We start from the raw sequence: 25,797 nt of genomic DNA on the forward strand, positions 1-25,797 counted from the left end.
GGGACGCTCAGGCGTTGCGTTCAGGGCGCGGAATTGCTCGATTCGGGATCGATCGCCTCCGCTGCGAGCCGGGCGGCGCCGATGATGCCGGCGTTGTTGCGCAGTCGCGCCGGTACGACCGGCACCGTGACACCGGCGAACGGAAGAAAACTGTCAGAGGCCTTGCTGATGCTGCCACCGAGTACGAATCGGTCGGGGTTCAGAATCTTCTCGAGGTAACCGATGTACCGGGAGACACGCGATGCCCACTCCTCGAGCGTGATGCCTTCGCGCTCGATCACCTTCGCAGCCGTGTGGCGTTCGATCGAGGTGAACCCATCGAGTTCGAGGTGACCGAGCTCGAAGTTGGGCACGAGCACGCCGTCGGCCACGAGCGCCGAGCCGATCCCCGTTCCGAAGGTGAGCACGAGCGTGACGCCGGGGAGCCCGCTGACCTCGCCGAACGCGACCTCGGCGATGCCCGCGGCATCCGCGTCGTTCACGACCGTGCACGGCGCTGCGACGGCGGCCGAGAGCAGCGCATGCGCGTCGGTGCCGATCCAGCTGAGGTCGATGTTCGCTGCGGTGCGCATCACGCCGTCGCGCACCACGCCGGGCAGGGTGACGCCGACGGGGAGCGCTTCGGGCAGGGCGAATCCGTCGGCCGCGAGCTCCTCGCGGATCGCACCCGCCATCAACCCGACCTCGCGAGCGATATCGGCCGGCGCCCCGCCTGCCGGGGTCGCAACCTTGTGCCGAGAGCTGATCTTCTCGCCCGTCGTCACATCGATCGCGGCGCCCTTGATACCCGTGCCACCGACGTCGATGCCGATGGCTGCGTGCTGCAGTCCCATAGCGGCGAGTGTATCGGCAGCGATGGTGCGCCCGCTACACGGCGCGGAGCACGACGGCGCTGCCCTGCCCGCCGCCGCCGCAGATGCCAATGGCGCCCTGCGATCCGCTGCCCTGCTCAGCGAGCTGCCGCGCGAGCGTACCGATGATGCGAGCACCGGAGGCCCCGATCGGATGGCCCAGAGCGATCGCCCCGCCGTGGGGATTCACGACGCTCGGATCGAGGCCGAGCTCGCGCGTCGACTGCACGCCGACGGCCGCGAATGCCTCGTTGATCTCGACGATGGAGAGGTCGGCGATCGCGATCCCCTCGGTCTTCGCCAGTGCGGCCTCGATAGCCCGCGCTGGCTGCGAGTGCAGATGCGTGTCGGGGCCGGCGACGAAGGCGGTCGCCTCGACGCGAGCGAGCGGCGCGAGGCCGAGCCGCTCGGCCGCCGCCTCGCTCACGATCACGAGCGCCGCAGCGCCGTCGGTGATCTGCGAGGCGTTGCCCGCGGTGATGGTGCCCTCCTTCGAGAAGGCCGGCCGCAGACCCGCCAGTGTTTCCGCGGTGGTCTCGGAGCGCACGCCGTCGTCGCTGGCGACCACTGTTTCGCCCCGACGCGAAGTCACCGTGAACGGCTCAATCTCGCCGGCGAGGAAGTCGGCAGATGCGGCTGCGCGCTGATGCGACGCTGCGGCGAAGGCGTCCTGCTCTTCGCGGGTCAGCCCGAGCGGCGTATTGCCGGTCTCGGTGAGCGCGCCCATGGCCACCTGGTCGAATGCGTCAGAGAGCCCATCGCGGTCGACCGTGTCGACGAGGGCGGCGTCGCCGTACTTCGTTCCCGCGCGCAACGGCAGCACGTGGGGAGCGAGCGACATCGATTCCTGGCCGGCTGCGACGACGATCTCCGCCTCGCCGCTATTGATGAGGCGCACAGCCTGCGAGACGGCCTCGGCCCCGGAGAGGCACACGGCGTTGAGCGTTATGGCAGGCACCTCGAGGGGAATCCCCGCGCCCACCGCCGTCTGACGGGCCGGGTTCTGGCCGGCGCCCGCCTGCAGCACCTGGCCGACCACGACCGCGTCGACGTCAGCGGGGGCGACGCCTGCTCGCTGCAGGGCGGCGCGCACCGCGTGGGCGCCCAGCACGGTAGCCGGCTGCGCGGCGAGCTGTCCGGTGAAACGAGTGAACGGGGTGCGGGCGTATCCCGCGATGAGTGCGGTCATCGGCTGGCTCCTCGGTGGTGGGGCGGACTGCACCCATCGGTGCTGCGGCGGACTGCACCCATCATGACGCATGCGGCCCGGTATCCGAGGCGCGTCCCTGCACGGGAACGATGCGCCTCGATGTGCATGTATTCCATCATCCGGCTCGCGTGCGCCGGTTCGCGGTCAGCTCGAGAATACGCGGATGCCTCGCGTGCTGGCATTCGCGGGCTCATGAATGTCGGTGGTCATTGGTTGACTAGCTTCATGTTCTCCCTATCGATCGGCACCGCCCCGGCGGAGTCGCCAGACGAGCGCGCTGATGCGAGCCTTGACGCGAGCACTGACGCGAGCACTGACGCGAGCACTGACGCGAGCCTGTCACTCCGTCAGGTCGTCAATCTCATCGAGCAGATGGAGTACCGCCAACGCGCACTCGACGCGTTCCGATTCGAGCTCATGGCCATCGCCGTGCAGATGGCGACCGACTCCGCGAGTTCAGGGAATACCGAGCTCGCCTACCGCTCGGTGCGTGCTGAGCTCGCCACGACCTTGAATATGAGCGAGCGAGCTGCGGAGGCGCAGATGGACGCGGCGTGGTCGTTGCGGTGCGACTACGAGACCACCCACGAGACGCTCTCCGCTGCGGAGATTTCAGCTGCGCATGCACGGATCATCGCAGATGCCGGGCGGCGCATCGGGGTGGGATCATCGCCCGAAGTCGTTGCCCGCCGGGAGGCGTATCAGGCAGAGGTGCTGCCGTATGCGCGTCGGGAGTCGCCGAATCGCCTCCGTCCCATCGCTCGCAGGATCGCCGAGCAGTACGCCGCCGACACCCTCGACGAGCAGCATCGGGAAGAGGAGCGCAGGCGTCGAGTGATCGTGCAGGAACGCGAGGACGGAATGTCCGATCTGCGCGCCTACCTGCCGACCGCAGAGGCGTACGCGATACACGACCGGCTCACGCGGATCGCTCGGGAGGTCGAACGGGCTGAGCGGGCTGAACCGGCCAAGAGCCTCGAGCCGGATGAAAGCGCTGAACCGGCTGAGCGCACTGAAGCGGCTGAGCGGATCGAGCCGATTGCAGGTGATGCGCCCGTGCGTCGCGTGCGTGATGAGATCCGAGCCGATGCACTCGTGGAGCTCCTGCTCGGAGCCGATGCGACCGCTCTCGCGTCGTGCTCCAGCAGTGAAGCGCTGCGTGCTCGCGTGCAAGTGATCGTTCCCATCACTGCGCTGACATCGCGAGCGCTGCACCCACAGGCGAGCGACGCGCCGGTGGCAGAACTGGTGGGTGCCGGCCCGATCGCGCTCGATTCAGCCCGAGCCATCGCCGAGACGACCGAGGTGTGGGAGCGGGTCGCGGTAGACGCCGAGTCAGGGGCAGTTCTCGCGGTCGATCGGTACCGTCCGAGCGAAGAGATGAAGCGTCAACTCGGGGCGCGCGATCAGCATTGCCGCTTCCCGGGGTGCCGAGTGCCAATCTCGCGATGCGATCTCGACCACACCATCGACGCGGCACTGGGCGGGCCAACCTCGACGTCGAATCTGGCACACCTGTGTCGTGGCCATCACGTACTCAAGCATCACTCCGATTGGACCGTACGCCACAGAGACGACGGCGACCTGCACTGGACCAGTCCGACCGGGCGGCTGTATATCGACAGACCACCGAGTCGCGTGAGATTTGCACGAACCGGGCCACCGGGTCAGCCGCACCGGACCGAATACGCAGATGGTGGCGAACACAGGGTCGGCAGCGAGCGCGAGACTCGCAGCGAGCGCGAGACTCGCAGCGAGCGCGAGACTCGCAGCGAGCACGTGCGCGATGAAGGTCGACATCCGTTCTGACAACGGGAAGAGGTTCAACGCGCCAATATCCTGAGCCTGCATCTAATGTGGATCGAGTGAGCCCGCACACCGCCCCGAGCACTCCTTCGGAGCCCGACCCAGAATTCGCACCCCGGTCCGACACCGCGCCCCGGCCCGATTCCGGCCGCCGATCCGACACCGCACCCCGGTCCGCTTCCGGACGCCGCCGCGGCGTGGGTCGAATCATCGGGGTCGGCGCGGGATCTCTCACCGTTCTCCTTGCGGCGAGCTACGCGATCCTGTGCGCCATCGCTCCCCTGCCAGAACCGGTGGTGATGCTGGACGAGCCCGTGACGGTCGCCATCTCGGCCGACGACGCCGAGGTGCAACGAGCGGTCGACCTCGAGACCGAGCCGACCGCGATCGGATGGCTGCACAACGACGAGCTCTGGACGAACTCCGAGGCGCCGGCGCCGATCGCGAGCATCTCAAAGCTGGTCACCGTACTCGTTGCGCTCGACGCTCAGCCCGTGAACGCGGGCGCCGACGGACCGCTGCATGTGTGGACGGCCGAAGACGCAGCGCGACAAGCAGCGTACATCGCCGATGATGGGGTGGCGTTCCCCATTCCGGTCGGCACCGAAGTGACCACGCGCGAGATGCTGCAACTCGCTCTCGTACCGTCTGCGAACGACTTCACTGCGGCATACGCCTACTCGGTGTTTGACGACAACGATGCCTTTCTCACGGCAGTCCGCGCTTGGCAGGATCGCGAAGGTCTCGCTTCGCTCTCACTCTTCGAGCCGACCGGCATGGACGAGCGCAATGCGGCCTCCGCAGCCGACGTGCTGCGCATCGCGCGCATCGCACTCGAAAACGAGACGGTCGCGGAGATCGTCGCGTTGCCGCAGGTCACACTCCCGTGGGGCATCGGCATCGTTGAAAGCACGAATCCGCTCCACAGCGCGATCGATGGCGTGATCGGCCTGAAGACCGGGCTCACGAACGTCGCGGGCTACAATCTTGCTGCGGCGCGCACGAGCGATGCACTGGGTCGCGAGGTCGTGCAGCTCTCGGTGGTACTGGGCCGGGCGACGGCCGAGGATCGCCTGAGCGCGAGCCTCAGCATGTTCTCTGCTCTGGACGCCGCGCCCGCCCGCACACAGATCGTCGCGCACGACGAGCGGGTCGGCACGGTCAGAACAGTTGACGGCGTCGAGATCCCGATCCTGATATCGGGCGACGGCGCCGAAGTCGTGCTCCTCCCCGGCGAAGCCGCAGAGCGAACGGTCACCCTGGAGACGGGCGGGTTCTCCGAGGCGGGCGCGCCGGATGCCGGACTCACGGGGGCCGATGCCGAAGCCGGTCGGGTGGTGGGCGTGCTGCACCTCTCGGGCCCCACTGAATCCGACGAGCGCGCCTTCGACGTCGTCACGGGTGCCGCGATCACCACGCCCGACTACGGCTGGCGCCTCACGCACCCCCGCGAGCTCTTCACCTGGAGCTGAGCCGGGCCCAGATCCGGGCCATTGCAGAACGGGGAATCGACCCCAACGACCTCAATCGAGCAGCGCGCCACCGGCGAGCCGACGCACGACGCCGGTGAGATGGTCGACGCCCGCAACGAGGTCGGCCTCCTCCGTGAACTCGTCGAGGCTGTGGGAGATGCCCGCGACGCTCGGCACGAAGAGCATGACGGTCGGTACCGTGTCCTTCATGTTCGTCGAGTCGTGCCCGGCGACCGTCATGACGCGATCGTGGGTGAGACCGAGCTCCTCGGCGACCTCGCGGGCGAGCTCGACGCCGGCCTCGGGGTACGGGTTCTGATCCCAACTGTGCTCGGCCGTAACCGTGATCTCAACGCGATCCTCCCGCTGCACCCGCTCGATCGTGCGCTGCAGCGATGCGTGCGCCGCGCGAATCACGTCGGCGCTCGGCGAGCGCAGGTCGAGGAGCAGCTGCACCTCGCTCGCGACGACCACGGGGGAATTCGGGTACACGTTCAGCTCGCCGCAGGCGGTGTGCAGCGCGCCCGGCTCGAACTCGTCGACGAGCTCGCGCGCGGCCACGACGAGCCTGGCCGCACCGAGCAGGGCGTCGCGCCGGTCGACCATCAGCGTCGACCCGCTGTGCGCCTGCGCCCCGGTCACGGTGAATTCGAACTTGTGCGCCGCCCACGTCGCGTTCACGAGACCGATCGTGACGCCGTCCTCCTCCATGCTCCGACCCTGCTGCACGTGAATCTCAGCGTACGAGGCGACCTCGCGGCCCGAGTCGCCTCCGAATACGTCACCGGCGCCCCGTTCACCGATCGCATCGAGGGCGTCGCCGACCGTCACCCCGCGCGGATCGGTCGTCGCGAGTGCTGCGTCGAGCGGCATCTTGCCCGTGAATACCGAACTGCCCATCATTGAGGGCTTGAAGCGCGACCCCTCCTCGTTGAACCAGTTGACGACCGCGAGGTTCACGCGGGCGGCCGCAGGATCGGCTCGGAGCTCGTCAGCAACGCGGAAGCAGGCGTGCGCCGACGCCATCACTCCGAACGCGCCGTCAAAGCGGCCGGCGGTCGGCTGGGAGTCGAGGTGCGATCCGGTCAGCACGTAGGGCGCGCCGGGCACCAGCTCCAACAGCCCGAACTGATTCCCGGCTGAGTCGCGCTCAACCGTGAACCCGTGCTGCTCGAGCAACTGCGCGAACCAGGCGCGCTGCTCGCCGTCCGCTGCGGTCGCGGCCTGCCGGTCGACGCCGTTCGTGCCGGGCACGGCGCCGAAGCGCGAGTGCACGGCCCAGTCGGCGAGGAATGCGTCATCGAGGTGCTGCGTCATGTTCGTCCTTACGTGCGAGTGCGAGTGCGAGTGCTGGGGAGCCGGGGGCGAGAACTCAGGATCGCGAGTCGTAGCTCAGCGAGCCGCCGAGCACGGTCGCGACGATGTCGAGGTCGGCGATACTGGGGGCCGACAGCGGCGAAGCGGAGAACACGGTGAAGTCGGCGAGCTTGCCGCGCTCGAGCGTGCCCTTGTCGGCGAGCTGCCCCGTCGCGCGTGCCGCCCACTCGGTGTGCGTGCGCAGAGCTTCCTCCGGAGAGATGGCCTCAGCCGCGCCGAGTACGGTGTCGTTCTCCGTGCGACGATCAACGGCCGCCTGCATGCCGCGACGCAGATTGTTATCGGCGACGGGCAGGTCTGAGGAGCCGGTGAGGATGATGCCGGCGTCGATCACCGAGCGCCCGCGGTACAGCCAGTCCGCGCGGTCGCGGCCCACGCGATCCGCCATCTGATCGCCGAAGGCGCTGATGAACCCGGCCTGTGGCGTGACCGCAACCCGAAGTCGTCCGGCGCGCTCCACCTGATCGGGCCGGGCGATGCCGAAGTGCTCGATGCGGCACGGAACGTCGCGACGGCCGTAGCGATCCTGCGCCTCCTCGATGAGATCGAGCGCGAGATCGATCGCTGCGTCGCCGATGGCGTGCAGCGCGAGCGGCCACCCCGCGCGGTAGGCCCCGAGAGCCCGCTCGCGGTAGACCTCCGGCTCGTCGAGCAGGTAGCCGGTGTTGTGCTCGTGCCCGCAGTAGTCCTCGGTCACGGCCGCGGTGGCGCCGAGCAGTGAGCCATCGAGGAAGACCTTGACGTGCCCGAAGCGCACGACGTCATCGCCGAAACCTGTGCGGATGCCGAGGTCGAGCCCCGCCCCTGCACCTTCGCGGGCGAAGTCGGAGGCGTGCCCGGTGAGCGGCCGGAGCGCGTCGATCGCGGGCATCAGCTGCGCGCGCGCGTGCAACCGGCCCCGCTCGGACGCCGCCTGGTAGGCCGCGACTTCGATGGGGCTGTGGCCGATCCATCCCCCGCCGATCCCGGCTTCGGTGAAGCTCGTGATCCCCTGCGCGGCGTACCGGCTGGTCGCCGCTTCGAGAGCCTCGACGAGGCGCTCGGTCGAGTAGGGCAGCAGCAGCGCCTGGACGAGCCCCTGCGCGGCTTCTTCGAGCAGACCGGTGGGCGCGCCCTGCGGGTCTCGCACGACGACGCCGCCGGTCGGGTTCTCGAAGTCGGACCCGAGCGCGCCGACGAGGCGGAGCGTGGCGCTGTTCGTGATCGACGCATGGCCTGACGTGTGGCGCAGGTAGAGCGGGCGATCGCCCGTGATCTCGTCGAGACGCGCGATATCCGGGAACGCCCCGCCGTGGTGCGCCTGGTTGAAGCCCGTGCCGTGCACCCAGGCGTCGGCATCGCCGAGTGCGTCGAGGCGCTTCACCTCGGCCGAGATCTGGGCGTACAGCGCGTCGAGCCCGCGGGTGGTGCTGAGATCGATCGACGCGAGCCCGAGGCCCCACCACGCGGTGTGGCAGTGCGCATCGATCAGCCCGGGGGTGACGCACGCGTCGCCGAAGTCGTGCATCACGTCGGCATCGAGACCGGCGATCTCATCGTCGAAGCCGACGATGCGACCGTTGATGACGCCGACGGAGGTGGCCGAGGGGCGTGCGGGATCCATCGTGAGGATCTCGCGGGCGGTGAGGATCAGGTCGAGTTGCATGGTGTTTCTCCTCAGGCTGAGATCTCGCTGGCGGCGGGTGGCATGACGGTGTCGTCGATGAGTACGTGGATCAGCGCGGGGCCGTCGGCTGCGAGCGCACGATCGAGCGCTTCGGTGAAGTCTTCAGTGCGCTCGACGCGCTCGCCGTGCCCGCCGAAGGCGCGCATCCACTCGGCGAAGTCGGGGTTGGCCATACGCGTGCCCGATGGGCGCCCGGGGTAGTGCTTCTCCTGGTGCTGCACGATCGTGCCGTAGACGCCGTTGTCGACCACGATCACCAGCGGCTTGCCGCCGTGCGCGAAGGCGGTGGCGAGTTCCTGCCCGTTCATCATGAAGTCGCCGTCGCCGCAGACCGCGACCGCGCGTCGATCGGGAAACGCGAGCGATGCCGCAACGGCCGCGGGCACCGCGAGGCCCATGGCCCCGTTGCGCGCGCCGACCAGACTCGCGGGGGTGAGGTGCCTGACGAAACGGTGCGCCCAGATCGTCGCATTGCCCGCGCCGAACGTCAAGACTGCCTGGCCCTCGAGGCGGTCGTCGAGCTCGCCAAACGCGACTCCGAGGTCGACGCCGGGGTGCTCCGTCTCCGCCGGAATCCCGGAGGCGCCGGCGACACCGGGCACCGACGCATCCGGGCGGTGCGCCGCGAATCGCTGCTGCGCCTCGGCGCGCCCGCGCATCCACTCGGCGTCACGGGATCCGCGCGCCGCCGCGACGTCGACGGTCTCGAGCGCACCGACGAACGCGGCCGGGGCCGCCAGCACCTGCTGGTCGATGCGACCGGCGTGCATCGTGGCCTCCGGGTCCATCGTCACGAGCACGGTCTCGGCTTCGAACCCGAGGCGGTACCCATCGCTCATCACGTCGGATCGGCCGCACCCGACCAGCACGAGCAGGTCTGCCGCCGCATACCCTTCGGCGACCGCGTCGGCGCGGCCGTATCCGAGCCAACCCGCCCAGGCCGGGCCCTCGTGCGGCACCGCATCGTAGGCGCGCCAGTCGGTGAAAACGGGAACGCCCGCTCCGACGGCGAACTCGAGCAGCGCGCGCCCCGCGCCGCCGTGCCAGCCGTCGCCGCCGGCGACGATCGCGGGGCGCTCGGCACGGGCCAGTCGTTCGGTGAGCGCCGTGATCTCCGCGGCGGAGGGCTGCGGGTCGGGCACCGGGGTGGGGGCGCTCGGTGCCGCATCGGTCAGCTCCACCAGCACGTCCTCGGGCAGACCGATGACGACGGGGCCGGGGCGACCCGCAGCCGCCGTGCGCATGGCCTCTGCCACGAGTTCGCCGGCGCGATCCGCATCGTCGATCGTCATCACCCGCTTCGCCGTCGACCCGAACCACCCCGTCAGGCTGAACTCCTGGAAGGAGTCGCGCTCGCGGTCGGCGACCGGGATGAGACCCACGAAGAGCACCAGCGCCGTCGCATCCTGCCAGGCCGTATGAATCGCGATCATCGCGTTTGCAGCGCCCGGGCCGCGCGTCACCATCGCGATGCCGGGACGCCCGGTGAGGCGCCCCTCGGTGAGGGCCATGAAGCCCGCGCCGCCCTCCTGCCTGCAGACGACCGTGTCGATCGACGAATCGTGCAGTCCGTCGAGCACATCGAGATAGCTCTCGCCGGGCACGGCGTACACGCGCTGCACGCCGTGCGCTTCGAGGGTGCGGACGATGAGATGGCCGGCAGACTGTGACATGTGGTGCGATCCTTCCGGGGAACGACGGGATGAAACGAGAAGGGCCGGTGCGGATCCCCGAAACGAGGATCCGCACCGGCCCGATCGATCAGTGCTTGAAACCGGGCAGGTTCACACTCAGGCGAGGCGCAACAGCACCAGCGAATGCCGAGAAGAGGCTCAGGAAGATGAGCATTGCGGCGGCGGGCCACCAGTGATCGGCGGCAGCGGCGACGAAGCCGGTTGCGAGCAGCGGGATGAAGCCCGAGAGCATGCCTGCGGTGTTCTGCGCCAAGCCCACGCCGGTGTAGCGCGTCTTCGCCGGGAACAGCCCGGTGAGCACGGTGCCGGAGGCCGCATACGGCAGCGACAGGGCGGCGACGGCGAGCGTCATCGAGAGGACCACGAGCACCGGGTTGCCCGAGGTGAGCATCAGGAACGCCGGAATCGCGACGATGGCCGACGTGACACCGCCCCAGAGAATCACCTTGCTCGCGCCGTACTTCGCACCGAGGGCACCGCCCCAGAGCAGCACGAAAATCTCGACGAAGGCCGCGACCATGCTGCCGAGCAGCATCAGCGACGATTCATAGCCGAGCACGTTCACGCCGTAGTACACGCAGAATGCGGTGACGAGGTAGAACCCGCCGACGCCGAGCAGAGCGGCGGCCATGCCGACGATGATTTGCCTCCAGCTGTGCTTGAACGTGCTGGCGACGGGCGTCTTGTCGATCTCGCCCGACTCTTCGAGCTGACGGAACACCGGCGATTCCTCGAGCTTCGAGCGAATGTAGACCGCGACGATCAGCAGCGGGAACGCGATGAGGAACGGGATGCGCCAGCCCCAGGAGCTGAAGCTCTCCTGCGACAGGATGAGCGTCATCACGAAGAAGCCGCCTGAGGAGAGGATCGTGCCGATGGGCGAACCGATCTGCGGAATGGCCGCGTACCGGGCACGGAGGTGCAGCGGGGCGTTCTCGACCACGATGGTCATGGCGCCCGACCACTCGCCGCCGACGAAGAGGCCCTGGAGCACGCGCAGCAGCACGAGCAGGATCGGGGCGGCGATGCCGATGGCGGCGTAGGTCGGCAGCAGGCCGATGAGGCCGGTGACGATGCCGATGCCGACGATCGTGATCATCAGCACCTTGCGGCGGCCGATGCTGTCGCCCATGCGGCCGAAGATGATGCCGCCGATGGGGCGGGCGGCCAAGCCGACGCCGAAGGTGGCGAACGATGCGAGCGCCGCTGCCGTGGCGTTCTCGCTCGTGAAGTACTGGACGTTGAAGACCAGCGCGGCAGCGGCGCTGAACAGGAAGAAGTCGTACCATTCGAGCGCGGTGCCGATCAGGGCTCCGACTGCGACCTTGTTCGCGTCTTTGACGCTCAGTTCTTGCGTGGCACCGTATTCGATCGATGCCGTGTGGGTTGTCTCGCTCATGCGTTCTCTCCGTCGAGGATGCGGGATCCGTGAGGTGCAGCTCGCGCGCGTTTGCGCGGGCGTCGGTACTCGATCATCGCAGGGAATCCGCACACCATGAGTGCCATATCGCCCCCGAACACGGCAAGATTTCAGTGCATGTGCACATACACTGAAGGAATGGATGCTCGATCGGCCGACGCACTCAGCGACACCCCGACTCCAGACGACCGGGATCGATGGCTCGAACTGCTCGCAGAGCTCGACCCTGAGTCGCTCACCGATCGGTTCCTCGCGCAGGTGGGGACGGTACCAGGCTACGACCCGGCGCCCATTCCCATCTCGGAACTGCGGCGCACCGGCACGCTCTCGTTCGTCTCCCTGATCGAGGGTCTGCGCGCTGGCGGGTTCACCGCGCCTGTGGCCGTTGCGACCGACGTCGGCGTCTCTCGCGCACGAGCCGGTATTCCGCTCACATCGCTGATGACGGCCATTCGGCACGACTTCACCGTGCTCTGGGAGGCGCTCACTCGGGCGGCGACCGTCGAAGACGCCGAGCTCATCGTGCGGCACACCAACATCGTGCTGCGCACCGTCGATGACTACGTGCACCAGACCGAAGCGGCGTATCTCGCCGAATTGCAGCGCATGAACGAGGAGCGGGCGTCGGTGCGGCAGGGCCTCATCGCGGCGCTCTTCCAAGACGTGCAACCGGGATCCGCGCGCATGCAGACGATCGCAGCGGATCTCGGGCTCGCCGACGCCGCTCCCCTGCAGGTCGTGGCCGCCGACGGAGACGACATCGCCGCGCTGCGCGTGCACATCTCCGAACTCGAGCGGGCGGGCGGCAAGGTCTTCACGCATCACCTGGGCGAGACCCTCATCGCGTTCATGCGCCAGGTCGCCCTTCCCGGATCACGCTTGGCAGAGGTCAACGCGCGCGTACTCGACCTGCGCGTCGGTGTCGCCCTGGCGCAGGCGGGCGTCGCCGACCTGCGTCGCGCGGCCACCACCGCGGCAGCGCTGGCGCGAGCGCTCACGGCCGATGAGACCGGGGCGATGACCTGGAGTCGCGGATGGGCGCGACTGGCCGCCCGCAGCCTGCTCGACTCGGGCCAGCCGATCCTCGCCGATGTGAACGACGCGCTCGGTCGCTGCACGCCGGCTGAGCGGGCTCGACTCGAGGAGGCCGCCCGCACCTACCTCGAGGCGGGCAGCATCGGAGCCGCCGCCGAAGCCCTGTACTGCCACCGCAATACGCTCGCCAACCGGCTGCGCCGCTTCGCCGATCTCACGGGCGTCGACCCTCTCGTGCCGGCGCACGCTGCGCGCCTCGTCGTGGGGTGGGGGTGAGCGTGCTCAGCTGAGGCGGTCGGCCACGATCCGCTGCAAGGCCTCGAGTGACAGCGTGACCGACTCGACGTCGATGCGCTCGTCGTTGCCGTGCACGCCCTCGCGATACCGCTCGTAGCTCCAGTCGGGGCCCAGCAGACCGAAGCCGTACGCGGGAATGCCGAGTTCGCGCAGCACGCGGGCGTCTGAACCACCGGCCGCCATGATCGGCACTACCGGAGCATCGGCGACCGCCTCGACGGCGCGCTCGATCGCGGCGAAGAGCGGCGTGTCCGAGGGCGAGGTTGTGGCGGCCCAGCCCCGCAGATGCTCGATCTCGATGTCGTCGGCGAGTTCACCGAGCAGCACGCGCAGCAGGTGATCGACCTCTTCGTCTGTGGTGCCCGGAAGAGTGCGGATGTCGAGATCGATGGTGCCCATCGCGGGAATCACGTTGTGCGTCATTCCAGCGCGCAACACCGTCGGCGACATGGTGATGCGCGAAACCGCGTGGGCGTATCCGGCGATGCCGCCGAGGTGCGGAAGCGCGGCGTCGAGGCGCACGGGGTCGCGCAGTCGCTCGGCCAGCGCGGGATCCTGAATGCGCGCGCCGACGAATGCGTTCCACAGCGGACCGAGCTGCGCGGCGGGCATCACCTCGCCCAGACGCTGCAGCACCTCTCCCAGGCGATACGACGCGCTCTTCGCTCCGTACGGGATCGATGCATGGCCGGGCTTGCCGTGGATGATGAGACGCCGACCGGCAGACCCCTTCTCGGCCACCTCGATCGCCACGTGACGCCCCATGCGCATGCCACCCGACTCGGAGAGCGCTTCGGTGACGCGCACCGTCTCTGGGTGCTGCCGTACGAGCCAGTGGATGCCGTACTCGCCGCCGCCCTCTTCATCGGCGACCGCGATCAGCACGAGGTCGCCGCGCGGCGGCTCCGGTGCGAGCGCGGCATCGCGCAGCACGCAGGCGAATGCCGCGGTGAGGTAGAGCATGTCGACGGCGCCTCTGCCCCAGATCTCGCCGCCGATGAGATCGCCGCCGAATGGGTTGCGGGTCCATCCGTCGGGGTCGACGGGCACCACATCGAGGTGCCCGAGCAGCCCGAGCGACGGGGCATCCGGGTCGGTTCCGCGCAGCCGAGCGACGAGCGAGGCCCGGCCGGGAGCCGATTCGAGCACGTGCGTCTCGACGCGTCCCGTGGCGACGGCGTCGGCGAGGAAGCGCTGCAGCACCCGCACGCTGCGAATCTCCTGCCCCGACGCGACGCTGCCGTCGTTGACGCACGCCTCGCGGATGAGCGATCGCAGCAGCGCGATCGTGTCTGCAGCAGAACCGCTCGCCGGGGCACTCGAGATCAGAGCACTCGATTCCTCGCCGTGTTCAGACACCGGCTGCCACCTCCTCTTCCCGGGCCAGGCCCGCTTCACCATTACCACCCTACTCGGGCGGGGAACGGCGAGGATCAGGCCGTAACCGCGCGTTCGACGGAATCGAGGATCGCGGAGACGCCGGCGCGGTACACCGCCATGCCGTCGACCGCGAGCAGCGCATCACGGTGGGCGTCCACGAGCGGATAATCGCTGAGGGTGATGGGCCCGAAGGTACTGATCCAGGGAATCGATCCATCGCGGGCGGCGTGGCCGCGCTGGAAGGCCTCGTTCGCCATAGCCGAGGAGTGCGCCAGCATGAACCCCGAGATCGCCGCGTAGAACCGGATGAGCGCGTCACCGCTCAACCCGGCTTCGACGAGCATCTCGAGCAGGAACTCGACGGCCGATGCATCTCCAGGGCCGGCCGGGTCGGTGACTGCACCCTCTTTACCGATCGCGGGATGCTCGAGACTCAGCTCGGCGGTGCGCGTCACCACGACTTCGAGTCGCTCCCGCCAGGTACCGACTGATGCGCGGCCGGCCTCCGCCGCCCAGCCGCTGATGCGGTCGAGCGAGGCCCGCACCAGTTCGTCCTTGTTGCGGAAATGGCGGTACATCGCGGAGGCATCGACGCCAAGATGCTCGCCGAGACGCTTGAACGTGACCCGCGAGGTCGGTTCGGTGCGGGCGAGCTCGAGCACTCCGTCGACGATGGTGCACTGATCGAGCCGCACGCGCTTCGCACCGGGACCACTCGCCACCATCGGCCTCCATCATCAGCTGTGTTTCGGTTCGGTTTCGCCGTGCACTCAGTGTATCCAGCGCAGATCACGAAACGTCAACGCTCATGTCATTGACGTTGACTCGGCGCTCGATTGCGCATACCTTGAACTCCTACGCATCGAAGAAGATACGCCGAAGGAGGCTGCGGTGACGCACACCCCGACCGCTGACACCGTGTTCGAACACGGATGGATCTACACCGGAACCGAGAGCTCCCCCGTCTACGGAGGCGTCGCCGTCGCCGACGGACGCATCATCTCCACTGACGCCGACGAGGTGGCGGGTCTCGCAGAGACGGCGAAGACCCGCATCGATCTGGCCGGCCGCCTGCTGATCGCCGGGTTCCAAGACGCGCACGTGCACCCCGTGATGGCCGGCATCGAACTGCTGAGCTGCGACCTCTCGGGCTGCGAAACCGCAGCAGACACGCTCGCCGCAGTCGCGACGTACGCCGCCGAGCACCCCGATCTCGAGTGGATTCAGGGGGCGGGCTGGTCGATGGACGCCTTCCCGGGCGGCACCCCCACCCGCCAGATGCTCGACGAGATCGTGCCCGACCGGCCGGTGCTGCTCGAGAACCGCGACCACCACGGCGCGTGGGCGAACACCCGCGCGTTCGAGCTCGCAGAGATCACCGCAAATACGCCCGACCCCGCCGACGGGCGCTTCGAGCGCGAAACCGACGGCACCCCCGCGGGCACCGCCCACGAGGGCGCGATGAGCCTCTTCGGAGCCGTGCGACCGCGGCCGACGTTCGATCAGGCGTACGCCGGGCTCCTCGCCGCGCAGCGGCACCTCGTCTCGTTCGGCATCACCGCGTGGCAGGACGCCGCAGTCGGCGAGTTCATGGGCAGCCCCGACACCGTGCCGGTCTACCTGCGCGCGGCGCGCGATGGAGCGCTCAAGGTGCGCGTGCGCGGTGCGCAGTGGTGGAACCGGGAGGACGGCGATGCCCAGCTCGGACCGATCCTCGCCCGCCGCGACGAGATCGCGAGCCAGTGCCACGCCGACCAGTTGTCGCTCGCCTCCGTGAAGGTCATGGTCGACGGCGTCGCCGAGAACTTCACCGCGGCCATGCACGAGTGCTACCGGGATCACCACGGCAACGCAACCGAGAATCGCGGCATCTCGTTCTTCGATCCGCGCGAGATGGCGCGCTTCGTGGCCGCACTCGACCGTGAGGGCATGCAGGTGCACTTCCACGCGCTCGGCGACCGCGCCGTGACCGACGCGCTCGACGCCGTCGAGCACGCCAGACAGGAGAACGGCGCGAGCGGCAACCGCCACCATCTCGCGCACCTGCAGGTGGTGCGCTCGGAGGACGTGGCCCGCTTCGCCCCGCTCGAGGCGACCGCGAATATTCAGGCGCTGTGGGCGTGCCATGAGGATCAGCTCGACACGCTCACGCTGCCCTTCCTGGCCGACGACGCCGAGGAGCACCACTACCCCTTCGGTGAGCTCATCGCATCGGGCGCCCGTCTCGCTGCGGGAAGCGACTGGTCGGTCTCGAGCCCGGACCCCGTGCAGGCGATCCACGTCGCCGTGAACCGGCGCTCGCCGCAGAACGACCTGCCCCCGCTCGGCCCGGAGTCGCAGAAGCTCACCCTCGCGCAGGCCCTCGACGCCTACACGCACGGCACCGCGCGGGTGAACCACCTCGATCACGTCACCGGCCGCATCGAGCCCGGCTACTTCGCCGACCTCGCCATTCTCGATCGCAACCTCTTCGACCTCGACCCCGCAGACCTGCACACGGCTCGCGTCGACGAGACGTGGATCGCCGGCGAGCGCGTGTACTCCCGCGCGGAGGACGCCGCGTGAGCCGCAGCATGACCCGCCGTCGCGCACACGGAGCGGCCGCGGTCGGCACCGCGATCCTGCTCACCGCCGGTCTCGTCGGCTGCGGGCAGAGCGCGCTCGGCAAGGATGCGGGCACGTTCGAACTCGAAGCGAGCACCCCGGCGCCCGTGGGCGAGATCGACTCGTACACCTGGGCGCTCGGCACCGAGCCGTACTCGCTCGACCCGGCGTACGCGTTCGACTACTCCGACAACACGGTGCTCTCGAACGTCTGCGACTCCCTGCTCCGCTGGAACTCCGACCTGTCGGTCTCGCCCGGACTCGCGACCGGTTTCGAGCACCCCGACCCGCTCACCTGGGTCTACACGATCCGCGAGGGCGTGAAGTTCCACGACGGCACCGAGATGACCCCGAACGACGTCGTCGTCTCGCTGATGCGGCACCTGGATCCCGAGGTCGCCTCGTTCTGGTACGACACGTTCAAGAACGTCGACACGATCGAGCAGACGGGCGAGCACGAGGTCACCGTGCGCACCGTCGTGCCCGACTCGCAGTTCAATCAACTGATGTCGGCTGCCCCCGGCGTCATCCAGTCGGCCGCGACCACCGAAGCGGCCGGGGCCGATTACGGCAACCAGTCGACCGGGGTCAACTGCACCGGCCCGTTCTCCTTCGGCGAGTGGCGCTCGGGCGAATCGATCACGCTCGATCGCTTCGACGACTACTGGGATCCCGAGCTGCGCGCCAAGGCCGAGCAGATGACCTTCGTGATCCTCACCGATCCGAACGCGCGCGTCAACGCGCTGCAGACCGGCGAGATCGATGGCGCGTGGACGATCCCGAGCAACGCCATCGACGTGCTGCGGGCGAGCGACACCGGCAGCGTGCACTTCGGTCTGAACGCGACGGTGCAGAGCCTCATCGTGTCTGACATGGACGGCCCGCTCGGCGACGTGCGCGTGCGCCAGGCGCTGACCATGGCGCTCGATCGCGAGGCGCTCGTGCGCGCCGCCGTGCAGGGCTACGCGACGCCGACCGACGCGCTCACATCCGAATCGGTGTGGATCAACGGCGACCCCGAGGCCACCGAGACCGCCTTCGAGGACCTGCCGAACCACGACTACGACCTCGAAGAAGCCAAGCGTCTCGTGCAGGAGGCCGACGCCGTGGGCGCGAAGATCACGTATGCGACTGCGTCGCTCGACGCCTCCTTCGATGTCATCTCCCAAGCGGTCGCATCGGCGGGCGCCGAGATCGGCCTCGACATCGAGATCGACACGCGCACCCCGAACGCGTACACGCTGCTGTTCTCCGACCCCACAGCGCTCGAGGGCGTCGACCTGATGACGACGCGCTGGTACCTCTCGAGTACCGACCCGCTCGAGATGTACGCGGTGCTGCGCACCGGCGAGTTCTCGAACTACGGCCAGTGGTCGAACGACGAGTTCGACACCATCGTGAACGAGGCGCTGCAGACCGACGACGCCTTCGAGCGGTCGCACCTCGCAGCCGAGGCGCAGCGTCTCTCGAGCGAGGAGCTCCCCTGGATCCCGCTCTTCGACGTACCGACGACCCTCTGGCTCGGCGACCGGATCACCGGCGTCGATCCGTCGATCTACTACATGTACTACCCGTGGGCCGCGACGATCGGGAAGGCGGAGTGATGAAATCAGCTGGCACTGCTGTAAACGAGACCCGGGCCGTGCGCCTGCGCGAGGACGGCGCAGAATCCCGAGGTGCGCACGGGGGCGGCGGCAGTCGACGTCGCCGTGGTGGGACCACCGCGCGCTTCGTGCTGGGTCGCCTGATCGGCTTGGTGGCGACCCTGTTCGCCGCCTCGCTCGTCGTGTTCTTCTCCCGCTTCGTCGTGCCGGGCGACCCGGCGCGCTTCCTCCTGCGCGGACGAAGCCCGAGCCCGGAGGCCATCGCCGAGGTCACGAAGCAGTACGGCCTCGACAAGTCGCCGATCGAGCAGTACCTCTCGTGGATCAGCGGCGTGGTGCGCGGCGACTTCGGGCGCTCGCTCCAGTACCGCGACGACGTGTCGAGCGTGCTGCTGGCCCGCCTTCCGGTCACCCTCGAACTCGTCGCCCTCGCCGCGGTGATCATCGTGCTGTTCGGGCTCGCGGCTGGCATCTTCGCCAGTCTGCGGCGCGGCAAGCTGACGGATCGCGTGATCCTGATGACGTCGACGGCCCTCGGCGCGATGCCCGCGTTCGTCATCGCGATCCTGCTCATCGCCGTGTTCGCCGTGCAGCTCGGGTGGTTCCCGTCGTTCGGCAGCGGCGACGCCGGCTGGGATCGCTTCGTGCACCTGATCCTCCCCTCGTTCGCCCTCGGCCTCGCCTTCGTCGCGCTCGTCGCCCGCATCACCCGCTCCTCGATGAACGAGCAGTTCGTGCGCGAGCACGTCGAGGTGGCCACGAGTCGCGGGCTCACCCGTTCTTCGGTCGTGCTGCGGCACGTGCTGCGCAACGCGGTCGGCCCGATCATGCTCGTCAGCGGCATGCTCGTCGCGGGCCTGCTCGTCTCGAGCGCGATCGTCGAGCAGACCTTCGGCCTCGCCGGAATGGGGTCGCTGCTCGTGCAGTCGGTCGACCGACTCGACTTCCCGGTCGTGCAGGCGATCGTGCTCGTGGTGGTCGTCGCCTTCGTCACCATCAACACCATCGTCGATCTCATCCAACCGCTGATCGACCCCCGCATCACCGCAGGATCGGAGACCCGATGAGCACCTCAGCCTCCCAGGCCGCGCCACGACCCTCCTCCTCGGGATCGTCGTCGGACCTGCCGCCCGACGCCACCCGCGCCCTCTCCATGCCGAAATCGCTCCGTCGCAGGCGCTTCTCGATTCAGGCGACCGTATCGCTCGTCTTCGTCGCGGTCGTCGTGCTCGCCGCGGCGCTCGCGACGCTGATCGCGCCCTACGATCCCGACCACGTCGATCTGCAGAACGTACTTTCGGGCCCCAGCTGGGCGCACTGGCTCGGCACCGATGCCCTCGGCCGAGACCTGCTCACGCGCCTCATGTTCGGCGCGCGCACTTCGCTCATCGGGCCGCTCATCGTCGTCATCGGGTCGACCGTGCTGGGCCTGCTGCTCGGTCTCGTCGCGGCGTGGCGCGGTGGGTGGATCGACGCCGTGCTCTCGCGCGTCTTCGACTTCCTGTTCTCGTTCCCGGCGATGCTGCTCGCGATTCTCGCGGTCGCGCTCTTCGGCAAGGGGCTCTTCGCCCCGGTGCTCGCCATGACCATCGCGTACATTCCCTACGTCGCCCGGCTCACGCGCGGGCTCATCGTGGCGGAGCGCACCCGCCCCTACGTGCAGGCCTACCGGGTGCTGGGGTTCCGCGGATCGTGGATCGCGCTGCGCCGCGTGCTCCCGAACGTCGTGCCGACCGTCGGCGCCCAGTCGACGCTCAACTTCGGGTACGTGCTCGCCGACCTCGCCGCGCTGTCGTTCATCGGCCTCGGCGTGCAGGCCCCCACCGCCGATTGGGGCTCCATGATCAACGAGAGCCGCGGGGCGCTCATGAGCGGGGCGCTCCTGCCCACGTTCGTGCCCGCCGCGGTCGTCGTGCTCGTGGTGGTCGCCATCAACATCATCGGCGAAGAACTGTCCGACCGCATCGGAGGCAACTTCTCATGACCCAGCTCCTCGACATCGCAGATCTCTCCCTGCGCGTTCCCGGCCGCGGCCCACTGCTGAACGGGGTGTCGCTGTCGGTCGCCTCCGGCGAATCCGTGGCGCTCGTCGGCGAATCCGGATCGGGCAAGTCGCTCACCACCCGCGCCGCTCTCGGCCTGTTCCCCGATCACGCGTCGCTCGACGGGTCCGTGCGGGTCGGCGACATCGACACCGTGACGGCCAGCGAGGCGCAGCTGCGCACGATCCGCCGCACGCGTGCATCGATGATCTTTCAGGATCCCCGCGCCGGCATCAACCCGGTGCGCACACTCGGCGACTTCCTGACCGAGACGCTGGTGCGCTGGCACGGACTGAGTCGATCCGACGCCGCGGCGCGCGCCGTCGCCCAGCTCGAACAGGTGGGGCTGCCGCGTGCTGACGCGTTGCTCGACCAGTACCCGCACCAGCTCTCGGGCGGCATGCTGCAGCGCGTGATGATCGCCGCAGCACTGCTCGATTCACCCGATCTGCTGCTGTGCGACGAACCGACCACCGCGCTCGACGTCACCACCCAGGCCGGCATCGTCGAACTGCTGCGCGAGCAGCAGGCGGCACGAGGGATGGGCATGCTGTTCATCACGCACGACCTCGGGCTCGCCGCATCGCTGTGCGAGCGCGTCGTCGTGCTGCGCGGCGGGCTCGTGGTGGAAGCGGGCGCGACCGAGTCCATCTTCCAAACGCCTCGTGAGGCTTACACTCGCGAGCTGCTCGCCGCGACACCGCGCATCGAGGTGCGAGAGGTTGCCACCGGTGCGGCGGGCGCTTCGGCGCCTGTGGACCCCCCGCTGATCGTGGCCTCGGGGCTCACGAAGCGCTACCGGGTGACGGGGCGCGACGATGTGACGGCGCTCTTCGACGTCGACTTCTCGCTCGCGCGCGGCGGATCGCTCGGCATCGTCGGCGAATCCGGCTCGGGCAAATCGACGCTCGCGCGCATCCTGGTCGGGTTGGAGCAGACCGACGAGGGAGAGCTCGTGGTCGAGGGCGTCACGCGACCCGATCGCGCGCTCTCGGGAGCCGAACGCCGGACACTCGCGTCCAGCACCCAGATGGTGTTCCAGGATCCGTATCTCTCGCTCGACCCCCGCATCGCGATCGGCCGTTCAGTCGCCGACGTCGTGCGCCTGCACGCCGGGGGAACGCGTCGAGACGCCGAGTCGGCGGCCGGCGCGCTGCTGGAGCGCGTCGGCATCCGGCCCGACCAGCTCGCCGCGAGGCCGAAGGCGCTCTCGGGCGGGCAGCGGCAGCGCGTCGCGCTCGCGAAAGCGCTCGCCGCGAAGCCGAAGCTGCTCGTGCTCGACGAGGCGACGAGCGCACTCGACGTGTCGGTGCAGGCGCAGGTACTCGAACTCATCGAGGAGGTGCGCGAGCAGTTCGGGCTCACCATCGTCTTCGTGACGCACGACCTCGCCGTCGTCTCTCGGATCTGCGCTGAAACCCTCGTGATGCAGCGCGGCGAGGTCGTCGAGTACGGAACGACGACGCAGATCCTCACCGACCCGCAGCAGGAGTACACGCAGCGCCTGATCGCGTCACGGCCCGAACCGCTCTGGCTGCAGGCCGCTTAGGGGGTACGTCGCGCTACGCCGCGCCGCGGGTCACGCTTCGCCGCGGGTCACGCCTCACCGCGCAGGAAGTCGATGCCGATCCGCTTGAAGTCGCGTGCGCCCGGCGCGTTGAAGTGGTGCCTGCCCTCGATCCCCACGAACGACCCGTGCGGCAGCTGCGCGGCGAGCTGCTTCGAGTCGTCGAAGATGCGATCTTCGGTACCGGTCGCGACGAGCACCTGCTGCTGCGGCGGGCGCCCCATGTCGGGGTCTTCATCGCCGAACCGCATGCCGCCGGCGAGTGCGATGAGCGCCGCGAGGTCGTTCTCGGGCACCCGCTCGGCGAGCTTCACGTAGTTCTGCGTGGCCTGATCGGTGACGGGCGTGCCGTGCTCGAGATAGGCGCGCGCCTGCGCGAGGTCGAGACGCCCGAGCGGGCGCCCATCGGGAATGCCGCCCAGCACGGCGCGCTCGATCCGGCCCCCGAGATCGACCGCCACGTGCCAGCCCACGCGCGCGCCCAGCGAGTATCCGAGGTAGAGCACGGGGTCGATCATGTACGTGTCGAGGATCGCCTCGACGTCGGAGACCAGGAGCGGCATCTGGTAGTTGCGCGGCTCGACGGGCTTCTCGCTCATGCCGTGCCCGCGCTGGTCGATGCCGAGCACGCGGAAGCCCGCGCGCAGCAGGCCGCCGACCCAGCCCGTGCTCACCCAGTTGTCGCGGCAGCTCGACGCGAAGCCGTGCACAGCCAGCACCACGGGGGCGTCGTCGTCGCCCCACGTGTAGGTGGCGAGGCGGAACCCCTCTTCCGACATCACGTAGACGGGCTCTGGCATTTCGGGAATCAGCGGAATCGACACCCCTCTATTGTGGCGGGTGCGCCCATCATGGCTCTTCAGGGCGGGCTCGACGCCTCCGAGCCGCCGCCGTATGCCGTCGATCCGCGATCTACAAGCCCCGCGCCTGGTTTTGCGTGTTGCGGACCGCGGATCCCATGCAGAACGCGACTGTCAGTTATGCCGAAGAATCTGCTGCTCGTGGGTCAACGGGTAATCGATGAGCGCTCGCCCGTCGAGGTCTTCTCGATGCATGTCCACCGCTGTGATCCGACTGTTCTCGTACGTCGTGTAGTAATAGACGCCGGTGTCGGTGTTGCAGCAGGAGGAGTAGATGGTGATCTCGAACTCGCCTGGAGAAACCTCCACGCATCCGCGCTGCTGGGCGACAGATCCGAGGATCTGGAAGAACTGACTGATCGATTCCGACTCCGATTCCCCGGACACCGAGTTCAGCTTCGTGAACGCGGCTTTGACGAATCGCGAGGCCGACGACAGATCGCCGGGCAGGCCGATCGCGCCCATCCCCCGACTGTAGACATCGAACTCCAGCTCATCTGAGAAGTGCGTCTCCGGCGGGTGCTTGGAGAGGTGCATGAAGTTGTTCAAGTTGAACATCTGCATGTCGAACGGAGGATTGTTGGTGAGCACCCCGACCGGGTTGTCGTACACCCTCAGCCCTTCCGCGACGCTCTCCACAGTGATCGATTCGGTCCGATCAGAGATGATCCAGTGCAGCGGCGACAACGGGAAGGTCTCGTTGAACGAGATGTCGATGAGGTTCATCGTTTCGAGCGCCGACTTCACCTCACCCACGGTTTCGAACTGCCCCAGAATCCACGGGATGAACTCGAACGGAGTGATGTTGGTCCGACCCGGCGCCTCGAGGTGGTAGACCGCGTTTCCCGGGAAGTTGAGACCCGCCATGCTGAGGCCCTGTTCGTTCGTCGCGTCGTAGTACAGGGGGTACCCGTCGGCGATCGTCGCCATCCCGATCATGGCGTGATGGGACACCAGCGACTCCGATCTGCGGAATGCGAACGGGAAATTGCGCGGCGTCACGGTGACCGTCTCGTTGTACGAGAACTCCAGGTCGAGATTGCGACCGAAGTAGTGGTCCCGCGTGGTGTAATTCGCCCCTGTGCACATGCCGTCCTCCGATGTGAGCCCGCCCGTTCCGCATGGTGCGGACAGCCTACGTCCGCGACCTCCGTTGCGCCACGGGGTAGATGGGGACTGGTCGGCCGCAGACGCTGCGCGTAACTCCTGCAGCACGCGCGATACAAAAAGGCCCTTGACCCGCGAAGACTCGCTGGTCAAGGGCCTTTCCGCGGGGCTCGGCCAAGATCACCTTAGAAGTCCCAGTTGTGGCCGGCGGAGGCTGGAAAGCGCGGAACCATGCGGTTTCCATCATTTTGCTGCCTGCTCGTGCCTTCTGCGTGCCACTCGCGGATACTTGCCGGTCTGGCCGTGGTCGCCGACCAGGAGCACGTACGAAAGTTTACTCTTCGCGGAGCGGCTTGAGCAGCTGAGACTCAACCTTGCGGTTCGACGTCATCCATGTCGGTGTTGGTCCTCCTGTACCCTCAACGCCCAGATCACCTGCAGCCTGCAGGCCGGCGTCTTCTGTTCCTCGCCGCCCGAGGTCAGGCGTTCCCCTCAGGGTCTCCCGAGCGCTCCCGTGCGTCTCGGGATCGGCGCACAGGCCCCGCGTGGCGACATTGCGATGAACGTGTCCTCCCGGGCGTGTGCTGCGTGATTCCGATGACAGTGTTCCCCAACACGACCGGCTCGACTATCGCCACCGGCTTCGCCTTCATCGCGATCGCCGCGATCGTGGTCGACGCCGCGGGCATCCGTGCCTGTGTCCAGCAGGACCCACCCGATGTCTGTCTTCACCAGGATCGCGCACACCGGCTCGCGGAGGATCCGGTCGGGGCCGCCCTCCATGGAGATCGATTCCGGGATCTGATCCCAGGCGAGCGTCAGGCAGATCAGCCGCTGCGCCGTGAGCCGCGTTAGTGAGACTTCGGGTGCATGGCCGTCCATGAGTGCTGCTTTCGTCGTCATTCCAGGGGGTTTCGTGACCAGGCGAGGCTCAGGACATCGATGAGCCTCGTCAGGGACTCGCGGATCGCGGTCATCTGGGTGCGGGTCAGCGCGTCGCTCGTCAGGTTGTCGACTTCGAGGCCGACGGTCGCAGCCATGACCAATCGTGCGTCGGTCGCGAGGGTGCGCATCGACAGGGCCGCGGCGGGGATCACCGTCAACGCCGTTTGTTGACTAGCCCGAATGACGCGAGGCGAATGTGACGGCGCCCTACGCCCCCGGCGTCGAGCGAGCATCGGGGCGAGCGGAAGCGATCAGCATGCGCAGGCCCATCTCGAAGGCGCGCGTTGCGACGGGATCGTCGGGATCCTCATGCTCCAGCGTCGCGAAGGCCGCGGCGAAGCGCGGGAATTCTTCTTCTTGGCCGGTCGGATCGAAGACTACCGAAGGTCCCGACATGTCGAGGACGCTGCCCAGGATGAAAGACTCGAAAGCCGTGAGCAGCGGGAGGACATCCCCGCTCCCCCAACCCGCCTCCTCGGCCGCGACCGCGAAGTCCTCGTACTCCGTCAGCAGGACCGGGGCCGAGGCCTTCGTCGCCATGAGCAGAGGAATCGTCCCCGAGTGATGCGCGAATGCGCGCCGGTACGAAGTGGCCCAGGCCCAGAGCGCCTGCTCCCAAGGCTGTTCGCGAAGAGGTCGGGAGTCGATCAGCGCCGACACGAGCGCCCGCACGTCTTCGATCATCGCGGCACGATCTGGCACGTGATTGTAGAGCGAGGCGGGATTCACGCCCAGCTTCGCCGCCACACGACGGATGCTCGCACCCGCCACCCCGTCCCGATCGATGAGCTCGAGGGCGGTGCGCGCGATGAGGTCGCGGTTCAACAGGGGCTTCGACGGTCGTGCGATGAGAGTCTCCT

General features: G+C 68.4%; 21 protein-coding genes. 8 read left to right on the top strand and 13 right to left on the bottom strand.

Features of this window, described 5'->3' with window-relative positions:
• Window positions 1-20: 20 nt before the first annotated feature.
• Both ppgK and AB0O71_RS09700 read right to left on the bottom strand, forming a co-directional pair.
• A complete protein-coding gene (gene ppgK, locus AB0O71_RS09695) occupies window positions 21-833 on the bottom strand; it encodes a polyphosphate--glucose phosphotransferase (protein WP_363744717.1) in 813 nt (270 codons plus the stop codon).
• 34 nt (window positions 834-867) lie between these two features.
• Window positions 868-2,040 (bottom strand): acetyl-CoA C-acyltransferase, encoded by a 1,173-nt coding sequence (locus AB0O71_RS09700; protein ID WP_363744719.1) that lies wholly within the window; start codon window positions 2,038-2,040, stop codon window positions 868-870.
• Between the two features lie 246 nt (window positions 2,041-2,286).
• Between AB0O71_RS09700 and AB0O71_RS09705 the strand changes: the two genes are divergently transcribed.
• Window positions 2,287-3,870 carry a DUF222 domain-containing protein gene (locus tag AB0O71_RS09705; RefSeq protein ID WP_363744721.1) on the top strand — a complete coding sequence of 528 codons (1,584 nt, stop codon included), beginning with the start codon at window positions 2,287-2,289 and terminating at the stop codon, window positions 3,868-3,870.
• Between the two features lie 194 nt (window positions 3,871-4,064).
• Window positions 4,065-5,339 (top strand): hypothetical protein, encoded by a 1,275-nt coding sequence (locus AB0O71_RS09710; protein WP_363744723.1) that lies wholly within the window; start codon window positions 4,065-4,067, stop codon window positions 5,337-5,339.
• A gap of 51 nt (window positions 5,340-5,390) precedes the next feature.
• On the opposite strand, the gene AB0O71_RS09715 is transcribed toward AB0O71_RS09710, so the two are convergent.
• The 4 genes from AB0O71_RS09715 to AB0O71_RS09730 form a co-directional block, all read right to left on the bottom strand.
• On the bottom strand, window positions 5,391-6,656 hold the full coding sequence (locus AB0O71_RS09715; RefSeq protein WP_363744725.1) for a M20 family metallo-hydrolase: 1,266 nt from the start codon (window positions 6,654-6,656) through the stop codon (window positions 5,391-5,393).
• A gap of 55 nt (window positions 6,657-6,711) precedes the next feature.
• A complete protein-coding gene (locus tag AB0O71_RS09720; RefSeq protein ID WP_363744727.1) occupies window positions 6,712-8,361 on the bottom strand; it encodes an amidohydrolase in 1,650 nt (549 codons plus the stop codon).
• Between the two features lie 11 nt (window positions 8,362-8,372).
• The gene (locus AB0O71_RS09725) at window positions 8,373-10,055 is read right to left on the bottom strand and encodes a thiamine pyrophosphate-dependent enzyme (RefSeq protein ID WP_363744729.1); all 1,683 of its coding nucleotides are present in this window, start codon (window positions 10,053-10,055) and stop codon (window positions 8,373-8,375) included.
• Window positions 10,056-10,143: 88 nt separating this feature from the next.
• On the bottom strand, window positions 10,144-11,475 hold the full coding sequence (locus tag AB0O71_RS09730) for an MFS transporter (RefSeq protein WP_363744731.1): 1,332 nt from the start codon (window positions 11,473-11,475) through the stop codon (window positions 10,144-10,146).
• 159 nt (window positions 11,476-11,634) lie between these two features.
• On the opposite strand from AB0O71_RS09730, the gene AB0O71_RS09735 reads away from it, so the two are divergent.
• Window positions 11,635-12,807, top strand: a complete 1,173-nt coding sequence (locus AB0O71_RS09735) for a helix-turn-helix domain-containing protein (protein ID WP_363744733.1) — start codon at window positions 11,635-11,637, stop codon at window positions 12,805-12,807.
• A 6-nt stretch (window positions 12,808-12,813) separates the two neighbouring features.
• On the opposite strand, the gene AB0O71_RS09740 is transcribed toward AB0O71_RS09735, so the two are convergent.
• Window positions 12,814-14,187: a M20/M25/M40 family metallo-hydrolase gene (locus AB0O71_RS09740; RefSeq protein ID WP_363744735.1), complete on the bottom strand. Its 1,374-nt coding sequence runs from the start codon at window positions 14,185-14,187 to the stop codon at window positions 12,814-12,816.
• A gap of 74 nt (window positions 14,188-14,261) precedes the next feature.
• On the bottom strand, window positions 14,262-14,933 hold the full coding sequence (locus AB0O71_RS09745) for a helix-turn-helix domain-containing protein (protein WP_363744737.1): 672 nt from the start codon (window positions 14,931-14,933) through the stop codon (window positions 14,262-14,264).
• Window positions 14,934-15,099: 166 nt separating this feature from the next.
• Here AB0O71_RS09745 and AB0O71_RS09750 point away from each other — a divergent pair, with 166 nt between their 5' ends.
• Genes AB0O71_RS09750 through AB0O71_RS09770 form a run of 5 tightly spaced genes read left to right on the top strand, consistent with a single transcriptional unit; the run spans window position 15,100 to window position 22,007 of the window.
• A complete protein-coding gene (locus AB0O71_RS09750; protein ID WP_363744739.1) occupies window positions 15,100-16,773 on the top strand; it encodes an amidohydrolase in 1,674 nt (557 codons plus the stop codon).
• Window positions 16,770-18,416: an ABC transporter substrate-binding protein gene (locus AB0O71_RS09755; protein ID WP_363744741.1), complete on the top strand. Its 1,647-nt coding sequence runs from the start codon at window positions 16,770-16,772 to the stop codon at window positions 18,414-18,416. The genes AB0O71_RS09750 and AB0O71_RS09755 overlap by 4 nt, the downstream gene beginning before the upstream one ends.
• Entirely contained in the window at window positions 18,416-19,483 is a 1,068-nt protein-coding gene (locus tag AB0O71_RS09760) for an ABC transporter permease (RefSeq protein WP_363744743.1), read from the top strand. Before AB0O71_RS09755 ends, AB0O71_RS09760 begins: the two co-directional genes overlap by 1 nt.
• Window positions 19,480-20,400, top strand: a complete 921-nt coding sequence (locus AB0O71_RS09765; protein WP_363744745.1) for an ABC transporter permease — start codon at window positions 19,480-19,482, stop codon at window positions 20,398-20,400. Before AB0O71_RS09760 ends, AB0O71_RS09765 begins: the two co-directional genes overlap by 4 nt.
• Window positions 20,397-22,007 (top strand): ABC transporter ATP-binding protein, encoded by a 1,611-nt coding sequence (locus tag AB0O71_RS09770; RefSeq protein WP_363744747.1) that lies wholly within the window; start codon window positions 20,397-20,399, stop codon window positions 22,005-22,007. Before AB0O71_RS09765 ends, AB0O71_RS09770 begins: the two co-directional genes overlap by 4 nt.
• Window positions 22,008-22,054: 47 nt before the next feature.
• Here AB0O71_RS09770 and AB0O71_RS09775 read toward each other — a convergent pair whose 3' ends face one another.
• The 5 genes from AB0O71_RS09775 to AB0O71_RS09795 form a co-directional block, all read right to left on the bottom strand.
• Window positions 22,055-22,849, bottom strand: coding sequence for an alpha/beta fold hydrolase (locus AB0O71_RS09775; RefSeq protein WP_363744750.1), 795 nt, complete (start codon window positions 22,847-22,849; stop codon window positions 22,055-22,057).
• 150 nt (window positions 22,850-22,999) lie between these two features.
• Window positions 23,000-23,974 (bottom strand): choloylglycine hydrolase, encoded by a 975-nt coding sequence (gene bsh, locus AB0O71_RS09780; protein ID WP_363744752.1) that lies wholly within the window; start codon window positions 23,972-23,974, stop codon window positions 23,000-23,002.
• Between the two features lie 510 nt (window positions 23,975-24,484).
• On the bottom strand, window positions 24,485-24,895 hold the full coding sequence (locus AB0O71_RS09785) for a hypothetical protein (RefSeq protein ID WP_363744754.1): 411 nt from the start codon (window positions 24,893-24,895) through the stop codon (window positions 24,485-24,487).
• Complete coding sequence (locus AB0O71_RS09790) at window positions 24,892-25,095, bottom strand: hypothetical protein (RefSeq protein WP_363744756.1); 204 nt, start codon at window positions 25,093-25,095, stop codon at window positions 24,892-24,894. The genes AB0O71_RS09785 and AB0O71_RS09790 overlap by 4 nt, the downstream gene beginning before the upstream one ends.
• A gap of 49 nt (window positions 25,096-25,144) precedes the next feature.
• Window positions 25,145-25,762, bottom strand: coding sequence for a TetR/AcrR family transcriptional regulator C-terminal domain-containing protein (locus AB0O71_RS09795; protein WP_363744758.1), 618 nt, complete (start codon window positions 25,760-25,762; stop codon window positions 25,145-25,147).
• Window positions 25,763-25,797: the final 35 nt, after the last annotated feature.

The sequence above is a fragment of the Leucobacter sp. NPDC077196 genome (assembly GCF_040687075.1).
In the GTDB taxonomy this organism is placed as follows: domain Bacteria; phylum Actinomycetota; class Actinomycetes; order Actinomycetales; family Microbacteriaceae; genus Leucobacter.

Coding starts and splice junctions, on each gene's coding strand:
- ppgK (WP_363744717.1), bottom strand. CDS start 833: ATGGGACTGCAGCACGCAGCCATCGGCATCGACGTCGGTGGCACGGGT.
- AB0O71_RS09700 (WP_363744719.1), bottom strand. CDS start 2,040: ATGACCGCACTCATCGCGGGATACGCCCGCACCCCGTTCACTCGTTTC.
- AB0O71_RS09705 (WP_363744721.1), top strand. CDS start 2,287: ATGTTCTCCCTATCGATCGGCACCGCCCCGGCGGAGTCGCCAGACGAG.
- AB0O71_RS09715 (WP_363744725.1), bottom strand. CDS start 6,656: ATGACGCAGCACCTCGATGACGCATTCCTCGCCGACTGGGCCGTGCAC.
- AB0O71_RS09720 (WP_363744727.1), bottom strand. CDS start 8,361: ATGCAACTCGACCTGATCCTCACCGCCCGCGAGATCCTCACGATGGAT.
- AB0O71_RS09725 (WP_363744729.1), bottom strand. CDS start 10,055: ATGTCACAGTCTGCCGGCCATCTCATCGTCCGCACCCTCGAAGCGCAC.
- AB0O71_RS09730 (WP_363744731.1), bottom strand. CDS start 11,475: ATGAGCGAGACAACCCACACGGCATCGATCGAATACGGTGCCACGCAA.
- AB0O71_RS09735 (WP_363744733.1), top strand. CDS start 11,635: ATGGATGCTCGATCGGCCGACGCACTCAGCGACACCCCGACTCCAGAC.
- AB0O71_RS09745 (WP_363744737.1), bottom strand. CDS start 14,933: ATGGTGGCGAGTGGTCCCGGTGCGAAGCGCGTGCGGCTCGATCAGTGC.
- AB0O71_RS09760 (WP_363744743.1), top strand. CDS start 18,416: ATGAAATCAGCTGGCACTGCTGTAAACGAGACCCGGGCCGTGCGCCTG.
- AB0O71_RS09765 (WP_363744745.1), top strand. CDS start 19,480: ATGAGCACCTCAGCCTCCCAGGCCGCGCCACGACCCTCCTCCTCGGGA.
- AB0O71_RS09770 (WP_363744747.1), top strand. CDS start 20,397: ATGACCCAGCTCCTCGACATCGCAGATCTCTCCCTGCGCGTTCCCGGC.
- bsh (WP_363744752.1), bottom strand. CDS start 23,974: ATGTGCACAGGGGCGAATTACACCACGCGGGACCACTACTTCGGTCGC.
- AB0O71_RS09785 (WP_363744754.1), bottom strand. CDS start 24,895: ATGACGACGAAAGCAGCACTCATGGACGGCCATGCACCCGAAGTCTCA.